Origin of the sequence: Nonomuraea sp. K271, from assembly GCF_009908215.1 — a bacterium.
Lineage (GTDB): Bacteria > Actinomycetota > Actinomycetes > Streptosporangiales > Streptosporangiaceae > Nonomuraea > Nonomuraea longispora.
On the sequence record NZ_JAAAHR010000012.1, the window covers coordinates 46,666 to 63,357 of the forward strand.

Sequence of the window (16,692 nt, forward strand, 5' to 3'; positions counted from 1 at the left end):
ACGCAAGCCCGTGCTGACGATCTCGCGCACCCGACACCAGTGGGTGTGTTTTTTGCTTCGCCGGGCGGCCGCCCGATCCGGGCGCCCCTAGCGGGGATGGACGAGTCTTCACAGCGCATGAGCCGTGTGGCCCGAGACGTTCGGGGCAGAGCGGCATTGGGACGGGACGGTGACATATGTGGGGACGTGAGCTTCGGGGAGAACTCGACGCGTTCCTGGCGGAGACCGAGCAGGATCTCGTGGCGTTCCGCCGCGACCTGCACATGCACCCTGAGCTGGCCTTCGCCGAATATCGCACGACACAACGCATCGCCGAGCGGCTCACGGCCGCCGGGCTGGCCCCTTCGGTGCTGCCCCGCGGCACCGGCCTGATCTGCGACGTGGGCAGCGGCGACGGCCCGACCATCGCGCTGCGCGCCGACATCGACGCGCTGCCGCTGCAGGACGAGAAGGACGTCTCCTACCACTCGACCGTGGCGGGGGCCTGCCACGCCTGCGGCCACGACGTGCACACCACGATCCTGCTCGGCACCTCGCTCTTCCTCGCCCAGCAGGCCGCCGCCGGCCTGCTGCCCGGCCGCGTACGCCTGATCTTCCAGCCCGCAGAGGAGCTGCCGGGCGGCGCACTCGAGGTCATGGCCCACGGCGGCATCAGCGGCGTCGACCGCATCTTCGGCCTCCACTGCGACCCCCGCGTCGACGTCGGGCAGGTCGGGCTGAGAAACGGCCCGATCACCTCCGCCTGCGACAAGCTGTCCATCCGGGTCTCGGGCCCCGGCGGCCACACCGCCCGCCCCCACCTGACCGCCGACCTCGTCTTCGCGCTGGCCAAGATCCTCACCGAGCTGCCCGCCGCGCTGTCGCGCCGGGTCGACCCGCGCTCGTCGCTCAGCCTCGTCTGGGGCAAGGTCGAGGCCGGCTCGGCCGCCAACGCGATCCCCGACGACGGCATCGCCGAGGGCACGGTGCGCTGCCTCGACGAGAACGCCTGGCACGCCGCCCCCGACCTGATCAAGTCGCTGCTGGAGTCGGTGGCAGGCGCCTACGGCGTCGAGGCCACGATGGACTACACCCGTGGCGTGCCGCCCGTCGTCAACGACGAGGTGAGCGTCGAGATGCTGAGCGAGGCCGCCGAGCGCGCGCTCGGCGCGGGCGCGGTCGTCCCGACGCAGCAGTCGCTCGGCGGCGAGGACTTCGCCTGGTACCTCGAGTCGATCCCAGGCGCGTTCGCCCGCCTCGGCACACGCTCGCCCGACGGCTACACCTACGACATCCACCAGGGCACGTTCGACGTCGACGAGAAGGCGATCTCGATGGGCGTGCGGGTGATGGCCACCACCGCGCTCACCGCGCTGTGGGAGGTCGGCCCGCTCGACTCCATCACCTCCGCTCTGGCCTGAACCGGTACGAAGGCCCGCCGCACGCGCGGCGGGCCTTCGCCGTCACATCAGCCGGCCCCACACCACGGGCAGCCGCAGGGACGAGCGACCCGGCGCGACCGTGATCCTCGTGCCCGGCGGGTAGCGCAGGGTGTAGTCGACGTCGGTCGAAAGGATCACCAGGCCCAGCCGGTGCCCCTTCTTGAACACGTAGTCGGTCGGCTGGAAGTCCCAGGTGAAGCCGTACTCCTTGCCGGGCCGCAGCGGCTCGGTCCGGTCGGGGCGGTGCCGGTTGCGCACGTCCAGCCAGCCCCGGGTGACGATCTTGTAGGGGGTCACGGCGGTGCCGAGCCTCCTCAGCGTCGTGCAGCCCGAGTCGTCGGGGACGCTCTCGCCGTAGCAGTAGCTCTGGCCGGTCGAGACGAGGGAGCCGTTCGGGCGCTCGTCCGTGCCGTAGTCCACCAGCAAGGCCGTAAGGTACGGCGACGCGCCGTCCTTCAGCGAGGCACGCACCGAGACCGTGGGTGTCCCGGAGATGCGCACGTCGGCGGGGAGCGCGCCCGTCGAGTACGCCAGCCGGTTCGGATCGGAGCCGGTGGCCTCGACGAGTTGCTCGGCCGTCCTGGTCTTCTGGTCGGTGAACGACTCCTTACGGGACAGCGGGCGCGGCAGCAGGCTCAGCTTCGAGCCCGAGCCCAGCCAGAGCGGGACCGTGGACGTCCCGGGCAGCGGCCACCTGGCGTGCCGGCCCCACTGGCCGGCCGCGCTCTCCACGTCCGCCTGGGGTTCGCGCATGATGCCCGAGTCGATGCCGTGCAGCCAGTGGTCGAACCAGCCGTGCAACTGGCGCAGCCACTCGGCGGTGCGCAGGTTGAAGGGGCTCATGTGGGTGCCCTGGTGCAACCAGATCTTGCGCGGCACGTTCCGCTCAGCCAGGGCGTACCACCACTGCGCGAACTGCTTGGTCTTGACGTTCCAGTCGTTGAGCCCGTGCACGAGGAAGACGCTCGCCCTGACCTTGCCGACGTCGTTCATGTAGTTGCGGGCGTCCCAGAGCGGGCTGTAGTCGCCGGTGACCCGGTCCTGCTCGGCGGTGAGCCGGTCCATCAGCGCGCCGCAGGCCTCCTGGCCGTTCTCCCTGGTCAGTACGTACTTGGCGAGCACGTCCAGGTCCTCGCCCTGGAAACCGCCCGGCGCCAGGACGCCGCCGTTGGCGCGGTAGTAGTCGTACCAGCTGGAGATCGCGGCGATCGGGACGATCGTCTCCAGTCCCTTGACCCCGGTCGCGGCGACCGCGTTCGGCAGGGTCCCGTTGTACGAGACGCCGATCATGCCGACCTTGCCCGTGGACCAGGTGGCCTCGACGGGCGAGCCGTCGGCGTCGAAGCCCTTGGCGCGGCCGTTCAGCCAGTCGATCGCTGCCCTGGGCCCGGCCGTCTCGTTGCGGTCACCGGAGGTGGGGCAGCCGGTGGCGCGGCCGCTGCCGAGGTTCTCGACCAGCGCGATGGCGTAGCCGCGGGGGACGAAGTAGTTGTCGTAGTAGCCGTCGAACGGCTGGGGCACCGTCTTGGCCGCGTCGGCGCGCAGTCCCGCCAGCGGGTCGCCGTTCTCGTCGACGTCCACGGGGTGGTTGGAGACGTCGTTGCCGCCGGCGTAGTAGGGGCTGGCCTCCATGATCACGGGCACTTTGAGGCCCTCGTCGGTCTCCTTGGGCCGCAGGATGTCCACGGCGACGCGGTCCGGTCTGCCGTCGTTGTCGCTGTCGGTCCCCTCGACCTCGACGAACACCGTCTGCGCGACGGCGTCCGCCCTGGAGAAGATCGGCTGGGTGGCGTTGCCGTCGATCTTGATGGCGGGGGTGTCGGCTGTGGCGGGCGGGGTGCCGGTCAAGGTCGCGACGAGTAACGCGACCAGGGGCACGGACAAGACCTTGCAAGGATGCATACGGTGCTCCGATAGGAAAATTCCGCCGTCGCTGGGAATGTCCGCCATGATCTGGTCGGGGGCAAGAGTGATCGAGACCCAAACTTGGGCAAAACTTATCGCGGGCCTGACGTTCGCTTCAGGTCACGGACGCGCTTGATGTCGATAACGGAGCGGTTGCGACCCTGTGTGCTGGTTTGGTCTGCCCTGGTCAAGCAACTATCTTCCGTGCAGGTGCCGTACGCTCCTTGACGCGCGCGACGAACTCGCAGCGGAGGAAGACGGCGGGAAATGGAAGGAGTCGCCTTGCTCGGCAAGCGATTCAGCAGGATGGCGGTCGGCACGGTGGCCGGCGTCATGCTCATGGCAGCGGCCGCCTGCGGCGGAGACACTGGTGGGGGCACCACGGCGAGCGAGGCGCCGGCCGGCGAGGCCGAGGGCACGCTCAAGGTCGGGCTGGCCTTCGACATCGGCGGACGCGGCGACAAGTCGTTCAACGACGCGGCGTACGCGGGCCTCGAAAGGGCCAAGACGGAGCTCGGTGCGGAGATCAAGGAGTTGAGCCCGGCCTCCGACGGCTCCAACCGCGGCGACCTGCTGCGCCAGCTGGCCGACGCCGGCTACAACCCCATCATCGGCGTCGGCTTCGCCTACGGCGAGGACATCAAGAAGACGGCGGAGGAATACCCCGACCTCCAGTTCGCGGTCGTCGACTCCGCCTCCAACGCGGCCAACGTGACGGGCCTGCTGTTCGCCGAGGAGCAGGGCTCCTACCTGGCGGGCGTCGCCGCCGCGACCAAGGCGGACAGCGGCCACGTCGGCTTCGTCGGCGGCGTGGAGAACGACCTGATCAAAAAGTTCCAGGCGGGCTTCGAGGCCGGTGTGAAGTCGGTCAAGTCGGACGCCAAGATCGACGTGAAGTATCTGACGCCTGACGGCGACTTCTCCGGCTTCAAGGCCCCCGACAAGGGCAAGGTCGCTGCCGAGAAGATGTTCCAGGACGGCGCCGACATCGTCTACCACGCCGCCGGCGACTCCGGCCTCGGCGTGTTCCAGGCGGCGGCCGCGGCCAAGAAGAAGGCCATCGGCGTCGACTCCGACCAGCGCCAGACGGTCAAGGAGAGCAACCTCCAGTCGGTCATCATGACCTCGATGCTGAAGCGCGTCGACGTCGGCGTGTTCGAGTTCATCAAGGCCTTCCAGGGTGGCGCCAAGGGCGGCACCGACATCACCTACGATCTCAAGGTCGACGGCGTCGGCCTGGCCACCACGGGCGGCGAGATCGACGACATCAAGGACGAACTCGACGCGGCCAAGAAGGACATCGTCGAGGGCAAGATCACGGTCCCGGCCAAGCCGTAGTCAGGGGCGCGACCGACAGCCGAGGGCCCGGAGTCCGCAACTTCGGGCCTTCGGTCATGCCGCCCTGCTTCTAGGAGAGGCGAAGTGAGCCAGCACCGACCAACGATCTGGGAGCGGTGAGCACATGAGCTCGGACACCCTCGCCACGGCGAGACCCGCCGTCGAGCTCACGGGCATCACCAAACGCTTCCCCGGCGTCGTCGCCAACCACGACATCCGCATCTCGGTCCGGCAGGGCACCGTGCACGCCATCGTCGGGGAGAACGGCGCCGGCAAGTCGACGCTGATGAAGATCCTCTACGGCATGCAGAAGCCGGACGAGGGCACGATCAAGGTCGACGGCAAGGACGTCAGCTTCCGCTCGCCGAGCGACGCCATCGACGCCGGCATCGGCATGGTCCACCAGCACTTCATGCTGGCCGACAACTTCACCGTGCTGGAGAACATCGTCCTCGGCGCCGAGCCGACCAATGGCGGCAGGCTCGACGTCGCCGCGGCGAGGAAGCGCATCACCGAGCTGGCCCGCGCCCACGGCCTGCGCGTCGATCCCGGAAAGCTGGTGGAGAACCTCGGCGTCGGCGACCGGCAGCGCGTCGAGATCCTCAAGGTGCTCTACCGCGGCGCCCGCATCCTCATCCTCGACGAGCCGACGGCCGTGCTCGTCCCGCAGGAGGTCGACGAGCTCTTCCAGAACCTGCGCGAGCTCACGGCCGAGGGCCTGACGGTCATCTTCATCTCCCACAAGCTCGACGAGGTGCTCGACATCGCCGACGAGATCACCGTGATCCGGCGCGGCACCACCGTCGCGAGCGTCGACCCGAGAGAGGTGACCGCCCGGCAGCTCGCCGAGCTCATGGTGGGCAGCGAACTGCCCACACCCGAGACGCGCGAGTCCACCGTCACCGACACGGTGATGCTGAAGGTGTCGCACCTCACCATGGAGGCCGACGGCCACCGTGCCGTGCCCAAGGACATGCCGGTCGAGCGCTACATCGACCTGCTGCGCGAGGAGGGCAGGCGGCTGCTCCTCGACGACGTGTCGTTCGAGATCCACAAAGGCGAGATCCTCGGCCTGGCCGGCGTCGAGGGCAACGGCCAGAGCGAGCTGATCGAGGCGATCATGGGCATCCGCCTGTCGCACGGCGGCATCACGCTGGGCGACCAGGACCTCAGCGGCTGGTCCACGCTGAGACGCCGGGAGGCCGGCATCGGCTACATCCCGGAGGACCGCCACCGGCAGGGACTGCTGCTGGAGGCGTCGCTCTGGGAGAACCGCGTGCTCGGCCACCAGACCAGGAGGCCCGCGCGCAGCGGCGTCTGGATCAACCGGGGGGCCGCCAAGGCCGACACCTGGCGCATCGTCCGGGACTACGACGTACGCACACCCGGCGTCGACACGCTGGCCCTGGCACTGTCCGGCGGCAACCAGCAGAAACTCATCGTGGGCCGCGAGATGAGCGGCGAGCCCGCGTTCCTCATCGCCGCCCACCCCACCCGGGGCGTGGACGTCGGCGCCCAGGCCGCCATCTGGGACCACCTGCGTGAGGCCCGCGCGGCCGGGCTGGCCGTGCTGCTCATCTCCGCCGACCTTGACGAGCTGATCGGCCTGTCCGACAGTGTCCGGGTGATCTACCGCGGCCGCCTCGTGGCCGCGCTCGACCCGTCCGACATCACGCCCGAGCGGCTGGGCGGCTACATGACCGGCGCGATCGCCGGAACCGAGGAGTCGTGATGCCCGCCGGGCTCAACCGGGCGCTGTTCACCGTCGCCGGCGCCGTCATCGCCATCATCCTCGCGATCGCGATCTGCAGTGTCGCCATCGTCGCCGCGGGAGCCGACCCGCTCACCGCGTTCGCCGCCTTCTTCGACTTCGGTGCGAGCGCCCGCTCGCAGTCGAACGGCATCGCGGCCTTCCTCAACCGCGCGGTGCCGCTGTTCATCGCCGGTCTGGCGGTGGCGGTGGGCTTCCGCATGAACCTCTTCAACATCGGAGTGGAAGGCCAGTATCGCCTGGCGGCCATCTGCGCGGCCTACGTGGGCTCGACGTTCACGGCGCCCAAGCCGATCCAGATCGCGGTGATCATCCTGGTCGCCGCGGCCGTCGGCGGCCTCTACGCGCTCATCCCCGCGGTGATGAAGGTGACCAGGGGCGTGAACGAGGTCATCGCCACGATCATGCTGAACTACATCGCGATCAGCCTGACCTCCTACCTCGTGCGCGGCCCGTTCGCGGGGCAGCGAGCCGCGGGCGAGCTCACCACGACCACGCCGGACCTGCCCGAGTCGGCCATGTTCCCCGACCTCAACTTCGTCTTCGACTGGTTCGGCATGCTCGCGCCCACCCGCGGCGGCGGCGTGTGGGGGTTCCTGCTCGTGGCGGTCGTGCTCGGCCTGGTGGTCTGGGTGGTGCTCGAACGCACCCGGTTCGGCTTCGAGGTCAAGGCCAGCGGGCTCAACGGCCCGGCGGCGCTCGCCTCCGGCGTCAACCCCAAGACGATGGTGATCGCGACGATGGTGATGTCCGGCGCGATCGCCGGGCTCATCGGCCTGCCCGAGATCCTCGGCGACCGTGGCGCCTTCAACTCCAACTTCACCGCCGGGCTCGGCTTCCTCGGCATCGCGGTGGCGCTGCTCGGCAGGAACAAGCCGCTGGGCATCGCGATCGCGGCGCTGCTGTTCGCGTTCCTCGACCGGGCGCAGGGTGCGCTGCAGATCGCGGATGTGCCGCCGTCCGTCATCACGATCATGCAGGGCGTGATCGTGCTGCTGGTCGTGGTGGCCAACGAGGTGACCAACCGCCTCGCGCTCAGACTCGAAGAACGCCGGGCCGCCCGGCAACTCGGCGGGAACTCTCCGGTTGAGGTGGGAGCATGACCAGGGTCGGGAAATACCATGTGGCGCTCGTCGGCGTCGCCGTGCTCCTCCTGCTGCTGTCGCTGGTACGTGTCGTCACGGGCTACGCCGACATCACCTCGTCCGGCACGTTCGCGTCCGCGCTGCTGCTCGCCGTGCCGATCGGACTGGCCGGGCTGGGCGGGTTGTGGGCCGAGCGGGCCGGTGTGGTCAACATCGGCCTCGAAGGCATGATGGTGCTCGGCACCTGGTTCGCCGGCTGGGCCGGATACCAGTGGGGCGCCGTCGCGGCGCTGGTCGCGGGCTTGCTCGGCGGCGCGCTCGGCGGCCTGCTGCACGCGATCGCCACCGTGACGTTCGGCGTCGACCACATCATCAGCGGCGTCGCGATCAACCTGCTCGGCCCCGGCGTCACCCGCTTCCTGTCGGAGGTGCTCTACAAGGAGGGCACGCAGGCGGCGGAGATGGGGGCGGGCATCACCACCTCGCCCGCGGTCACCTTGCCGCCGGAGGTCAGCCTGCCACTGCTGTCGGCCGGACCCGACCTGCTCGGACGGCTGGAGAGCACCCACTGGTTCCTGCTGTCGGACCTCGCGGGCATCCTGCGCGGGCTCACCCACAACGTCAACGTGCTGGTGGTCCTCGCCGTCCTCCTGCTGCCGCTGACGTTCTTCATTCTTTGGCGCACGGCCTTCGGCCTGCGGCTGCGCTCGGCGGGCGAGAACCCGTGGGCGGCCGAGTCGCTCGGTGTGAACGTCTATCTGATCAAGTACGTCGCCGTCGTCATCTCCGGCGCGTTCGCCGGGCTCGGCGGCGTGTTCCTCGTCTTCGTCTCCACGAAATACGTCGAGGGCCAGACGGCGGGCCGCGGCTTCATCGGCCTGGCCGCCATGATCTTCGGCAACTGGCGTCCTGGCGGGCTCGCGACCGGCGCCGGGCTGTTCGGCTACGCCAACGGCCTGCAACTGCGCAGCTCCGGTGCGGTCACCTCGTTCTTCCTGTTCGGCGCCGTGCTGCTGCTCATCTACCTCGGGCAGCGGGTCCGCCGCCTGCTGGCGTCGGGCGAACCGGCCGAGATGGTGACAAGAGGCGCCAGGCAGTACACCACGATGGCCGTCGCCGCCGCGGGTATGGTCGTGCTGTTCTGGCTCTGGCTGACCGTCGACCAGCTGCCGAACGAGTTCGTCTTCATCACGCCGCACGTGCTCACGCTGATCGTGCTGCTGGTCGCCTCGCAGCGGCTGCGCATGCCCAAGGCCGACGGCGTGCGCTACCGCAGGGGGGAACAACATTGAGCATCGACTGGGAGAGCCTGCGGGCCAGGGCCGCCGAGGCCATGCGCAACGCGTACGCGCCTTACTCCAAGTTCCCCGTGGGGGCGGCTGCGCTGGTCGACGACGGCAGGGTGGTCACCGGCTGCAACGTCGAGAACGCCTCCTACGGCGTCGGCCTGTGCGCCGAGTGCGGCCTGGTGTCGGCGCTGCACCAATCGGGCGGCGGCCGGCTGGTGGCCTTCACCTGCGTCGACGGCCACGGCGAGCTGCTGATGCCGTGCGGGCGCTGCCGCCAGCTCCTCTACGAGTTCGGCGGTGACGACCTGCTGGTCGAGACCGTCGACGGGCCGAAGCCGATGGGCGAGATCCTGCCGTACGCGTTCGGCCCGCAGGACCTCAGCCGGAGCTCGTGATGGACGCCATCGAGGTCATCCGCGCCAAGCGCGACGGCGGCGAGCTGACCGCCGCCCAGATCGACTGGGTGATCGACGCCTACACGAACGGCGGCGTGGCCGACGAGCAGATGTCCGCGCTGGCCATGGCGATCCTGCTGAACGGGATGGACCGGCGCGAGATCGCCGTCTGGACCCAGGCCATGATCCGTTCGGGCGAGCGTATGGACTGGTCCGCCCTCGACCGCCCCACCGCCGACAAACACTCGACCGGCGGCGTCGGCGACAAGATCACCCTGCCGCTGGCGCCGCTCGTGGCGGCGTGCGGCGCGTACGTGCCGCAACTGTCGGGCCGCGGCCTCGGACACACCGGCGGCACGCTCGACAAGCTGGAGTCGATCCCCGGCTGGCGGGCCTCGCTCTCCAACGACGAGATGCTGCACGTCCTGCGCGACGCCGGGGCGGTCGTCTGCGCCGCCGGCTCAGGACTCGCGCCCGCCGACAAGAAGTTGTACGCCCTGCGCGACGTCACCGGCACCGTGGAGTCCATCCCGCTGATCGCCTCCTCGATCATGTCGAAGAAGATCGCCGAGGGCACCGGCTCGCTCGTCCTCGACGTGAAGGTCGGCTCGGGGGCGTTCATGAAGACCACCGAGACGGCGAGGGAACTGGCCGAGACCATGGTCGCGCTCGGCACGGACGCGGGCGTGCGCACGGTCGCGCTGCTGACGGCGATGGACCGGCCGCTCGGGCTGGCCGTGGGCAACGCCCTGGAGGTCGAGGAGGCCGTCGAGGTCCTGGCCGGAGGCGGTCCCGCCGACGTGGTCGAGCTGACCGTACGCCTGGCCCGGGAGATGCTGGCCGCCGCCGGGGTGTCCGGCAAGGACCCGGCGAAGGCGCTGGCCGACGGCTCGGCGATGGACGCCTGGCGCCGCATGATCGCCGCCCAGGGTGGTGACCCCGACGCCCTGTTGCCGAGGGCGGCCGAGACCGCCACCGTGCAGGCGCCCGCGTCGGGCGTTCTCACCCGGCTCGACGCGTACGCGGTCGGGCTGGCCGCCTGGCGGCTCGGCGCCGGGCGGGCGCGCAAGGAGGACCCCGTGTCGGCGGGCGCGGGCGTCACGCTGCACGCCAAGCCGGGTGACACGGTGCGCGAGGGACAGCCGCTGCTGACGCTCCACGCGGACGAGGCGGACCGCTTCGAGCGGGCGCTGGAGGCGCTGGAAGGCGGCTACGCGGTGGCCCTCGCCGACGCCGAACGGCTCCCGCTGGTCATCGAGCGCGTCACCGCCGGCTGACGGTGCCGCCCGGGGCGGGAGCGTCGGCGAAGATCTGGAGCAGGACGGCGCGATGCGTGGGCAGGGCCTCGGCGTGCCGGGTGCGGCCCGCGTCGGTGATGGACACGTAGACGCCCCGCCGGTCGGCGTCGCACACGCCGCGCGAGACCAGCTCGGCCTTCTCCAGCCGCGCCACCACCCGTGACAGGGCGCTCTGGCTCAGGTGCACCTCGTCGCAGAGCTCCTGGATGCGCAGCTTCCTGTCGTGGTGGACGATGCGGTCGAGCACCTCGAACTCGCTGGGCCCCAGACCGTGCCGGTCGCCCAGCTCGCGTTCCAGGGCGCACATGGCCTTGGCGTGCTTGGCCAGGACGTAATGCCAGGTGTCGACCACGAATCGCTCGTCCATGTCGCGGAGGTTACCACCTCGGTAAATGCATTTGCATATGTTTCGGTACGGAAGGTGAACCGGACGGCCCGAGTGGTGCGATGCGAGCGCCTTTGCGCGTTTCGCCCGGTTGCCGGCCGGAAACAGCCGCGCGATCTGCGGAAACACCGCTTGCGGCGACACGGGGCGGGGCATCTACCGGGCATGCGCTCGCCATCCCCGCCCGGCCGCCGGTCGCCGCGCTCGCGCGCCCTCGCCTCGCTGGCCTGTCTCACCGCTCTCACCGCCTGCGGTCCGGCCCAGCAGACCGCCCTGCCCGGATCACCCGGCCCCACCAGGTCGTCCGCCACGGCCCGCGACACACCCGGCCCCAACGCCCCCACGAGCACCTCCGAGGTGGACGTCCGGCGCGACGGCATCGAACCCGCCGTCGTGACGGGCGTACGGTACGCCAGGCACAGGACGTACGACCGCGTCGTCATCGATCTCGACGGCGAGATCCCCGGCTACAACGTGCGATGGGTGGACGAGTTCGTGGAGGACGGCTCCGGCCGGCCGATCGAGATCCGCGGCGGCGCGTACCTTCTCGTCACGCTCTTCCCCGCCAACGCCCACGACGAGGACGGCACGCCCACGTGGGAGGACGGCCCGATCTACCACGCCGGTCTGCGCAACCTCACCGACGTCGTCAGGACCGGCGACTTCGAGGCCCGCGTCGGCATCGGCCTGGTGCTGGACCGGCGGGCCGCGTTCCAGATCCAGGAGCAGGAAGCGCCCAGCCGGCTGGTGGTCGACGTGGCCCACTGACCCGCGCCCCCGGGCACCGGCTAGCCTGGGGCGGTGGTGAGGAAGATCGAGGGGCCCGCACGCATCCCGGTGCCCGGCGGCAAGATCATTGACGAGCACGTGGGCCGTGTCAGCAGCGGCGACGAGGCGATCTCCATCGCCCGCATGGTCGCGCCGGCCGGCTGGGAAGAGCCCGCCCAGACGCCGTCGTTCACCGAGTACACCGTGGTCCTGCGCGGCACGGTGATCGTGGAGCACGCGGAGGGCACGACCCAGGTCGGGGCGGGGCAGTCGGTGGTGACCTCTCCCGGGGAGAAGGTCCGCTACAGCGCAGGCCCGCAAGGCGCCGAGTACATCGCGGTGTGCCTGCCCGCGTTCAGCCCGGAAACGGCCGGCCGCGACTGAGCCGTAACCCGAGAACCGGGCAGTGCTCGTATCATGGCGTGATGAGCCCCACGCTTGACCAGATCCGGCGGGCTCCCAAGGTGTTGCTGCACGATCACCTCGACGGCGGGCTCCGCGCCGAGACGATCGTCGAGCTGGCCCGGGAGACCGACTACGGCCGGCTGCCCACCACCGATCCCGACAACCTGCGTCAGTGGTTCGAGGAGGCATCCGACTCTGGCTCGCTGGAGCGCTACCTCGAGACGTTCGACCACACGGTCGGGGTCATGCAGACGCGCGAGTCGCTCACGCGGGTCGCCTCCGAGTGCGCCCAGGATCTGGACGCCGACGGGGTGGTCTACGCCGAAGTGCGTTTCGCGCCCGAGCAGCACACCTCCAGAGGGCTGAGCCTCGACCAGGTGGTGGAGGCGGTGCTCGACGGGTTCAGGCAGGGCTCCGAAGGGCGTGACATCCGCGTCGGCACGCTGCTGACGGCCATGCGGCACCAGGCGCGCTCCATGGAGATCGCCGAGCTGGCCGTGCGCTACCGCGACGTGGGCGTCGTGGGCTTCGACATCGCGGGCGCCGAGGCCGGCTACCCGCCCACGCGGCACCTCGACGCGTTCGAATACCTGCAGCGGGAGAACGCCCACTTCACCATCCACGCGGGCGAGGCGTTCGGGCTGCCCTCGATCTGGCAGGCCATCCAGTGGTGCGGCGCCGACCGGCTCGGCCACGGCGTACGCATCATCGACGACATCACCGTGGCCGGCGACCAGAGCGCCAAGCTCGGGCGGCTGGCTGCCTACGTACGCGACAAGCGCATCCCGCTGGAGATGTGCCCGACCTCCAACCTGCAGACCGGCGCCGCCGCGTCGATCGCCGAGCACCCCATCGGGCTGCTGCGGCGGCTGCACTTCCGGGTCACGGTCAACACCGACAACCGGCTGATGAGCTCGACGAGCGTGTCGCAGGAGTTCCACAAGCTGGTCGAGACGTTCGGCTACGGCTGGGACGACCTGCAGTGGTTCACGGTCAACGCGATGAAGTCGGCGTTCATCCCGTTCGACGAGCGCCTGGCACTGATCAACGGCGTCATCAAACCCGGGTTCGCACAGATCAAGTGGCAGTCGTGAAAGAGTCCTACCGTTCCAAGACCGCGTTCGCGCTGGCGTGGGTGTGGCTGGCCTTCGTCGCGTTCAACGTGTGGGACCTCATCGCCCACTACACCGGCAAGGCGTCGCTGGTGGCGCTGGCCGTGCTCGCGGTGCTGACGGCGCTGGTCTACTCGGTCGCGCTGCGGCCCGCCACCGTGTTCACCGAAGAAGGGCTGGTGGGGCGCAACCCGTTCCGCACGACGGTCCTGCCGTGGGCCTCGATCGACGACGTCACGGTCTCCCACTCCATCAACGTGCACCACGGCGACGAGCGGGTGCTGCGGTTGTGGACACCCATGAGCAGCGCCAGAGAGCGGGCCAAGGCGCAGCGGCGCGGGGCGCCCAGGCAGGAGCGCGGGCGGTTCAAGACCGAGCCGACGCTCTCCAGGTCCGAGCAGGCGGCGGTCGAGGCGTTCGCGGGCAAGACCCACGCCGACTGGGTGGGCGACCAGATCCGCGAGCGCGCCGAGGCGGCCAGGCGCCGCGACGAGCAGGCGGCGCCGGCCCGGATCTCCTGGTCCTACGACTCCATCGCCGTGCTGGTGGTCGCGGTCACCCTGGTGGTCGCGGCGATCGTCGTCTAGCTGTTCTGTCCTATCCGGGGGCGTCTCGGCCGCGGGTGCGGTTGATGAACGCCGCCATGCCCGCCTGGGCGATGCCCGACTCCTCCACGAGCCTGGCCGCCTCCGTCTCAGCCTCGAAGGCCCGCTCGACCTCGTGTCTCGACGGCCTCAGCAGCCCGAGGTGCACAGTGGTGGCCGTGCCCGGCGCGGTCCAGTGGCGCACACGGGCGATCGCCGTCTCCAGCAGCGACTCCGGGTCGGCGATCTCGTCCAGCAGGCCCGCGGCCAGGGCGTCCTGCGCGCTCATGCGGGCCGAGTCGAGCACCAGCCGCAGCGCCCGAGCGCCCATGAGGCGGGGGAGCAGGTAGCTGGTGGCGTTCGAGACCGACAGGCCGATGTGGTTCTCGGGCAGGAAATACTCGGCCGACGGGGTGCCGATGCGGGTGTCGAAGCACAGCGTCCACTCGGCGGCCCCGCCGACGGCCAGGCCGTTGACCGCCGCCACGACCGGTACGCGCGTCTCCAGCACGGCCCTGGTCATGTCGTGGAACGAGGCCACCTCGTCGACCAGGGAACGGCCGGCGGCCTGGTGGATGTCCTCTCCCGCGGAGAAGGCCCGGCCGGTGCCGGTGACCACGATGCCCCTGGCGCCCTTGCCGTCGCCGTGGTCGCGTACGGCCGCCGCGAGGTCCCTGCGCATGCCGGCGGTGAGGGCGTTCAGCTTGGCGGGGCGGGCGAGGGTGATCAACGCCACCTCGTCGCGTTCGGTCACGTCGATCATGATTTCTCCTTGCCGACGGGGATGGCGGGGGCGGCACGCTGGTCGCGTTCCGGGTGGAGCAGGTGGCGTTTCTCGATGCGGGCCGACGGGGTGAGCGTGAACGACTCGACGAACTCCACGTACGCCGGGAGCTTGAAGCGGGCCAGCCGGTCACGGGCGTGTTCGATCACGTCCATGGCGGTGCGGGCGTCGGGGTCGTGACCGGGCCGGAGCTGGAGGAACGCCTTGGGCAGCTCGCCCCACAGGTCGTCGGGGATGGGCACGAGGGCCGCCTGGAGGACGGCCGGGTGCTGGGCGAGCACACGTTCGACCTCGGCGCAGGAGATGTTCTCCCCGCCCCTGCGCACCATGTCCTTCAGCCGGCCGGCGTGGTGGAGGTAGCCGTGGTCGTCGCGGAAACCCAGGTCGCCGGTGTGGTACCAGCCGTCCCTGAAAGCCTGGGCGGTCGCCTCGGGGTGGTTCCAGTAGCCCCGCATCATGGGCACGCCCCTGACCAGGATCTCGCCGTTGTCGTCGAGCCTGACCTCCTTGCCCGGCGGCGCGACGCCCATGGCGCCGGTGCCGACCGTGTCGTCCGCGTCTATGTGCGCCACCAGGTCGGGGCCGCTCTCCGTGGAGCCGTACAACTCGCGCCACGGTGCGCCCCAGCGCTCCTCGAACGTCCGGTGCAGTTCGGGCGGGATGCCCGAGCAGAGCACGAGCCGCATGCGGTGGCAGCGCTCGCGCGGGTGCGGCGGCTGTTTGTGCAGCAGCAGGGGCATGGTGCCGAGTACGTACGTGAGCGTCGCGCCGTGTTCCCGGGCCGACTTCCAGAAGCCGGAGGCGGAGAAGCGGGGGAGCACGACGAGCGAGATGCCGCCGGTGAGGCAGAGCACGGTGAGCCACTGGGGGTCCATGTACGAGTACGCCTGCGCGATGATCATGACGTCGTCGTCGCGGAGGCGGGCCTGTTCGGCGACGATCCGGGCGGTTCTGAGCCAGTAGTCGTGGGTGAGCATGCAGGCTTTGGGGAAGCCCGTGGTCCCCGACGTGTACTGAAAATTCGCGACATCGTCGGCTTTGACGGTCACCTTGGCCGGCTGGTCGCCCGCCTGCCGGATCAGCCTCCCGGGGTCGTGGCACGGGCCCGGGTTGATCATGGCGTGGTCGTCCGTGGTCAGCGTCAGCACCGCGCCCGAGTCGTCGAGCACATGCGCGAGGTCGGCCGCCTGGTAGCGCACGTTCACCGGGACGGCGATCGCCCCGGCTTTCAGGACCCCGAGCCAGCTCAGCGGCCATTCCGGCACGTTGTCCAGCATGATGGCCACCCGGTCGCCCGGACGCACGCCCAGGTCGGACAGGGCGGCGGCCAGGCGGTCCGACCGCGCGTCCGCGGCGTCGAAGGTCAACGAGGTGTCGGGGAAACGGAGGAACTCGCGCGTGCCGTACGTTCTAGCGGCGTGCCTCATCAGGTCGGGGATCGTGCTGTACATCCGGCGGCTCCCACGGAAGGTCGGGCAGCAGGGAGAAGTCAGGACTTGTAGTGACGTGGGCGGGGGCGCGTACGGCGGCCAGGCCGATCGTGACGAACTCGGCGCACACCTGCTCCAGCGTGGAGTCCCCGTCGGGGCGATACCACTCGCTGGTGCCGGTGCACATGGACATCAGGGCGAGACGGGTCAGCTTCTGGTCGGCGACTCGGAACGTGCCCTCCGCCACGCCGTCGGCCAGCGTGCGCTTCCAGTGGGCCTCGTACGCGTCGCGCAGGACGATGATCTCGTCGCGGGCGGCCGAGCCCGGCGTGAGCGAGCGCAGTTCGCCGTCCATGACGCTGGTGGTCAGGGGAGCGCGGGCGTGGACGGCGGTGAGCGAGCCGATCAGCAGGGCCAGCCGGTCGGAGGGGCCGCCGGCCGTGGCGAGCATGCGTTCCGTGGCGCTGTTCAGGCCCTGCTGGGCGACGCGCATGAGATCGGCGAGCAGCGCCTCCTTGCTTCCCACGTGGTGGTAGATCCCGGCGTTGGTCATGTTGACGGCCCGGCCGAGGTCCCTGATGCTCGTCGCGGCGTAACCCTGCCGGGCGAACAGCAGCACCGCCGCCGTTCTGATCCGCTCGTGCGCGTCCGTGCCGGGGTCGGTGAGGTCTGTGATCATGGTTCCTACCGAACGTTCGGTCGTTTCGGACGCTACCCCAACT

The 16,692-nt window shown here is 70.3% G+C and carries 16 protein-coding genes; 11 read left to right on the top strand and 5 right to left on the bottom strand.

What is annotated here, in order from left to right:
- Nucleotides 1-176 precede the first annotated feature (176 nt).
- Nucleotides 177-1,400, top strand: coding sequence for a M20 family metallopeptidase (locus tag GUY59_RS06310; protein WP_138199537.1), 1,224 nt, complete (start codon nt 177-179; stop codon nt 1,398-1,400).
- A 42-nt stretch (nt 1,401-1,442) separates the two neighbouring features.
- Here GUY59_RS06310 and GUY59_RS06315 read toward each other — a convergent pair whose 3' ends face one another.
- A complete protein-coding gene (locus GUY59_RS06315) occupies nt 1,443-3,299 on the bottom strand; it encodes a Xaa-Pro dipeptidyl-peptidase (protein ID WP_252374839.1) in 1,857 nt (618 codons plus the stop codon).
- Nucleotides 3,300-3,608: 309 nt separating this feature from the next.
- On the opposite strand from GUY59_RS06315, the gene GUY59_RS06320 reads away from it, so the two are divergent.
- The 6 genes from GUY59_RS06320 (at nt 3,609) to GUY59_RS06345 (ending at nt 10,481) form a co-directional block, all read left to right on the top strand.
- Nucleotides 3,609-4,664, top strand: a complete 1,056-nt coding sequence (locus tag GUY59_RS06320; protein ID WP_138199535.1) for a BMP family lipoprotein — start codon at nt 3,609-3,611, stop codon at nt 4,662-4,664.
- 124 nt (nt 4,665-4,788) lie between these two features.
- Nucleotides 4,789-6,396, top strand: coding sequence for an ABC transporter ATP-binding protein (locus GUY59_RS06325; RefSeq protein ID WP_138199534.1), 1,608 nt, complete (start codon nt 4,789-4,791; stop codon nt 6,394-6,396).
- A complete protein-coding gene (locus GUY59_RS06330) occupies nt 6,396-7,538 on the top strand; it encodes an ABC transporter permease (protein ID WP_132330036.1) in 1,143 nt (380 codons plus the stop codon). The genes GUY59_RS06325 and GUY59_RS06330 overlap by 1 nt, the downstream gene beginning before the upstream one ends.
- A complete protein-coding gene (locus tag GUY59_RS06335) occupies nt 7,535-8,812 on the top strand; it encodes an ABC transporter permease (protein ID WP_138199533.1) in 1,278 nt (425 codons plus the stop codon). Before GUY59_RS06330 ends, GUY59_RS06335 begins: the two co-directional genes overlap by 4 nt.
- Nucleotides 8,809-9,204 carry a cytidine deaminase gene (locus GUY59_RS06340; protein WP_132330032.1) on the top strand — a complete coding sequence of 132 codons (396 nt, stop codon included), beginning with the start codon at nt 8,809-8,811 and terminating at the stop codon, nt 9,202-9,204. The genes GUY59_RS06335 and GUY59_RS06340 overlap by 4 nt, the downstream gene beginning before the upstream one ends.
- Complete coding sequence (locus GUY59_RS06345; protein WP_138199532.1) at nt 9,204-10,481, top strand: thymidine phosphorylase; 1,278 nt, start codon at nt 9,204-9,206, stop codon at nt 10,479-10,481. The genes GUY59_RS06340 and GUY59_RS06345 overlap by 1 nt, the downstream gene beginning before the upstream one ends.
- Here GUY59_RS06345 and GUY59_RS06350 read toward each other — a convergent pair.
- Nucleotides 10,468-10,869, bottom strand: coding sequence for a MarR family winged helix-turn-helix transcriptional regulator (locus GUY59_RS06350; protein WP_138199531.1), 402 nt, complete (start codon nt 10,867-10,869; stop codon nt 10,468-10,470). The genes GUY59_RS06345 and GUY59_RS06350 overlap by 14 nt on opposite strands.
- 183 nt (nt 10,870-11,052) lie before the next feature.
- Here GUY59_RS06350 and GUY59_RS06355 point away from each other — a divergent pair, with 183 nt between their 5' ends.
- From GUY59_RS06355 to GUY59_RS06370, 4 genes are read left to right on the top strand one after another with little or no spacing between them, the layout of a single operon-like run.
- Nucleotides 11,053-11,655, top strand: a complete 603-nt coding sequence (locus GUY59_RS06355) for an AMIN-like domain-containing (lipo)protein (protein ID WP_138199530.1) — start codon at nt 11,053-11,055, stop codon at nt 11,653-11,655.
- 33 nt (nt 11,656-11,688) lie between these two features.
- Nucleotides 11,689-12,039 (top strand): cupin domain-containing protein, encoded by a 351-nt coding sequence (locus tag GUY59_RS06360; protein WP_138199529.1) that lies wholly within the window; start codon nt 11,689-11,691, stop codon nt 12,037-12,039.
- 41 nt (nt 12,040-12,080) lie between these two features.
- Nucleotides 12,081-13,154, top strand: coding sequence for an adenosine deaminase (locus GUY59_RS06365; RefSeq protein ID WP_132330024.1), 1,074 nt, complete (start codon nt 12,081-12,083; stop codon nt 13,152-13,154).
- Nucleotides 13,151-13,759 (top strand): PH domain-containing protein, encoded by a 609-nt coding sequence (locus GUY59_RS06370; RefSeq protein WP_138199528.1) that lies wholly within the window; start codon nt 13,151-13,153, stop codon nt 13,757-13,759. Before GUY59_RS06365 ends, GUY59_RS06370 begins: the two co-directional genes overlap by 4 nt.
- 10 nt (nt 13,760-13,769) lie before the next feature.
- Here the strand turns inward: GUY59_RS06370 and GUY59_RS06375 are convergent, their stop codons facing one another.
- Genes GUY59_RS06375 through GUY59_RS06385 form a run of 3 tightly spaced genes read right to left on the bottom strand, consistent with a single transcriptional unit; the run spans nt 13,770 to nt 16,649 of the window.
- A complete protein-coding gene (locus GUY59_RS06375; RefSeq protein ID WP_138199527.1) occupies nt 13,770-14,519 on the bottom strand; it encodes an enoyl-CoA hydratase/isomerase family protein in 750 nt (249 codons plus the stop codon).
- On the bottom strand, nt 14,516-15,991 hold the full coding sequence (locus GUY59_RS06380; RefSeq protein ID WP_236666895.1) for a class I adenylate-forming enzyme family protein: 1,476 nt from the start codon (nt 15,989-15,991) through the stop codon (nt 14,516-14,518). The genes GUY59_RS06375 and GUY59_RS06380 overlap by 4 nt, the downstream gene beginning before the upstream one ends.
- Entirely contained in the window at nt 15,951-16,649 is a 699-nt protein-coding gene (locus GUY59_RS06385; protein ID WP_138199526.1) for a TetR/AcrR family transcriptional regulator, read from the bottom strand. The genes GUY59_RS06380 and GUY59_RS06385 overlap by 41 nt, the downstream gene beginning before the upstream one ends.
- Between the last annotated feature and the right edge of the window lie 43 nt (nt 16,650-16,692).

Excerpts from the sequence above, each read along its gene's own strand:
- GUY59_RS06310 (WP_138199537.1), top strand. The coding sequence starts at position 177 with ATGTGGGGACGTGAGCTTCGGGGAGAACTCGACGCGTTCCTGGCGGAG.
- GUY59_RS06325 (WP_138199534.1), top strand. The coding sequence starts at position 4,789 with ATGAGCTCGGACACCCTCGCCACGGCGAGACCCGCCGTCGAGCTCACG.
- GUY59_RS06330 (WP_132330036.1), top strand. The coding sequence starts at position 6,396 with ATGCCCGCCGGGCTCAACCGGGCGCTGTTCACCGTCGCCGGCGCCGTC.
- GUY59_RS06335 (WP_138199533.1), top strand. The coding sequence starts at position 7,535 with ATGACCAGGGTCGGGAAATACCATGTGGCGCTCGTCGGCGTCGCCGTG.
- GUY59_RS06345 (WP_138199532.1), top strand. The coding sequence starts at position 9,204 with ATGGACGCCATCGAGGTCATCCGCGCCAAGCGCGACGGCGGCGAGCTG.
- GUY59_RS06350 (WP_138199531.1), bottom strand. The coding sequence starts at position 10,869 with ATGGACGAGCGATTCGTGGTCGACACCTGGCATTACGTCCTGGCCAAG.
- GUY59_RS06355 (WP_138199530.1), top strand. The coding sequence starts at position 11,053 with ATGCGCTCGCCATCCCCGCCCGGCCGCCGGTCGCCGCGCTCGCGCGCC.
- GUY59_RS06365 (WP_132330024.1), top strand. The coding sequence starts at position 12,081 with ATGAGCCCCACGCTTGACCAGATCCGGCGGGCTCCCAAGGTGTTGCTG.
- GUY59_RS06375 (WP_138199527.1), bottom strand. The coding sequence starts at position 14,519 with ATGATCGACGTGACCGAACGCGACGAGGTGGCGTTGATCACCCTCGCC.
- GUY59_RS06380 (WP_236666895.1), bottom strand. The coding sequence starts at position 15,991 with ATGTACAGCACGATCCCCGACCTGATGAGGCACGCCGCTAGAACGTAC.
- GUY59_RS06385 (WP_138199526.1), bottom strand. The coding sequence starts at position 16,649 with ATGATCACAGACCTCACCGACCCCGGCACGGACGCGCACGAGCGGATC.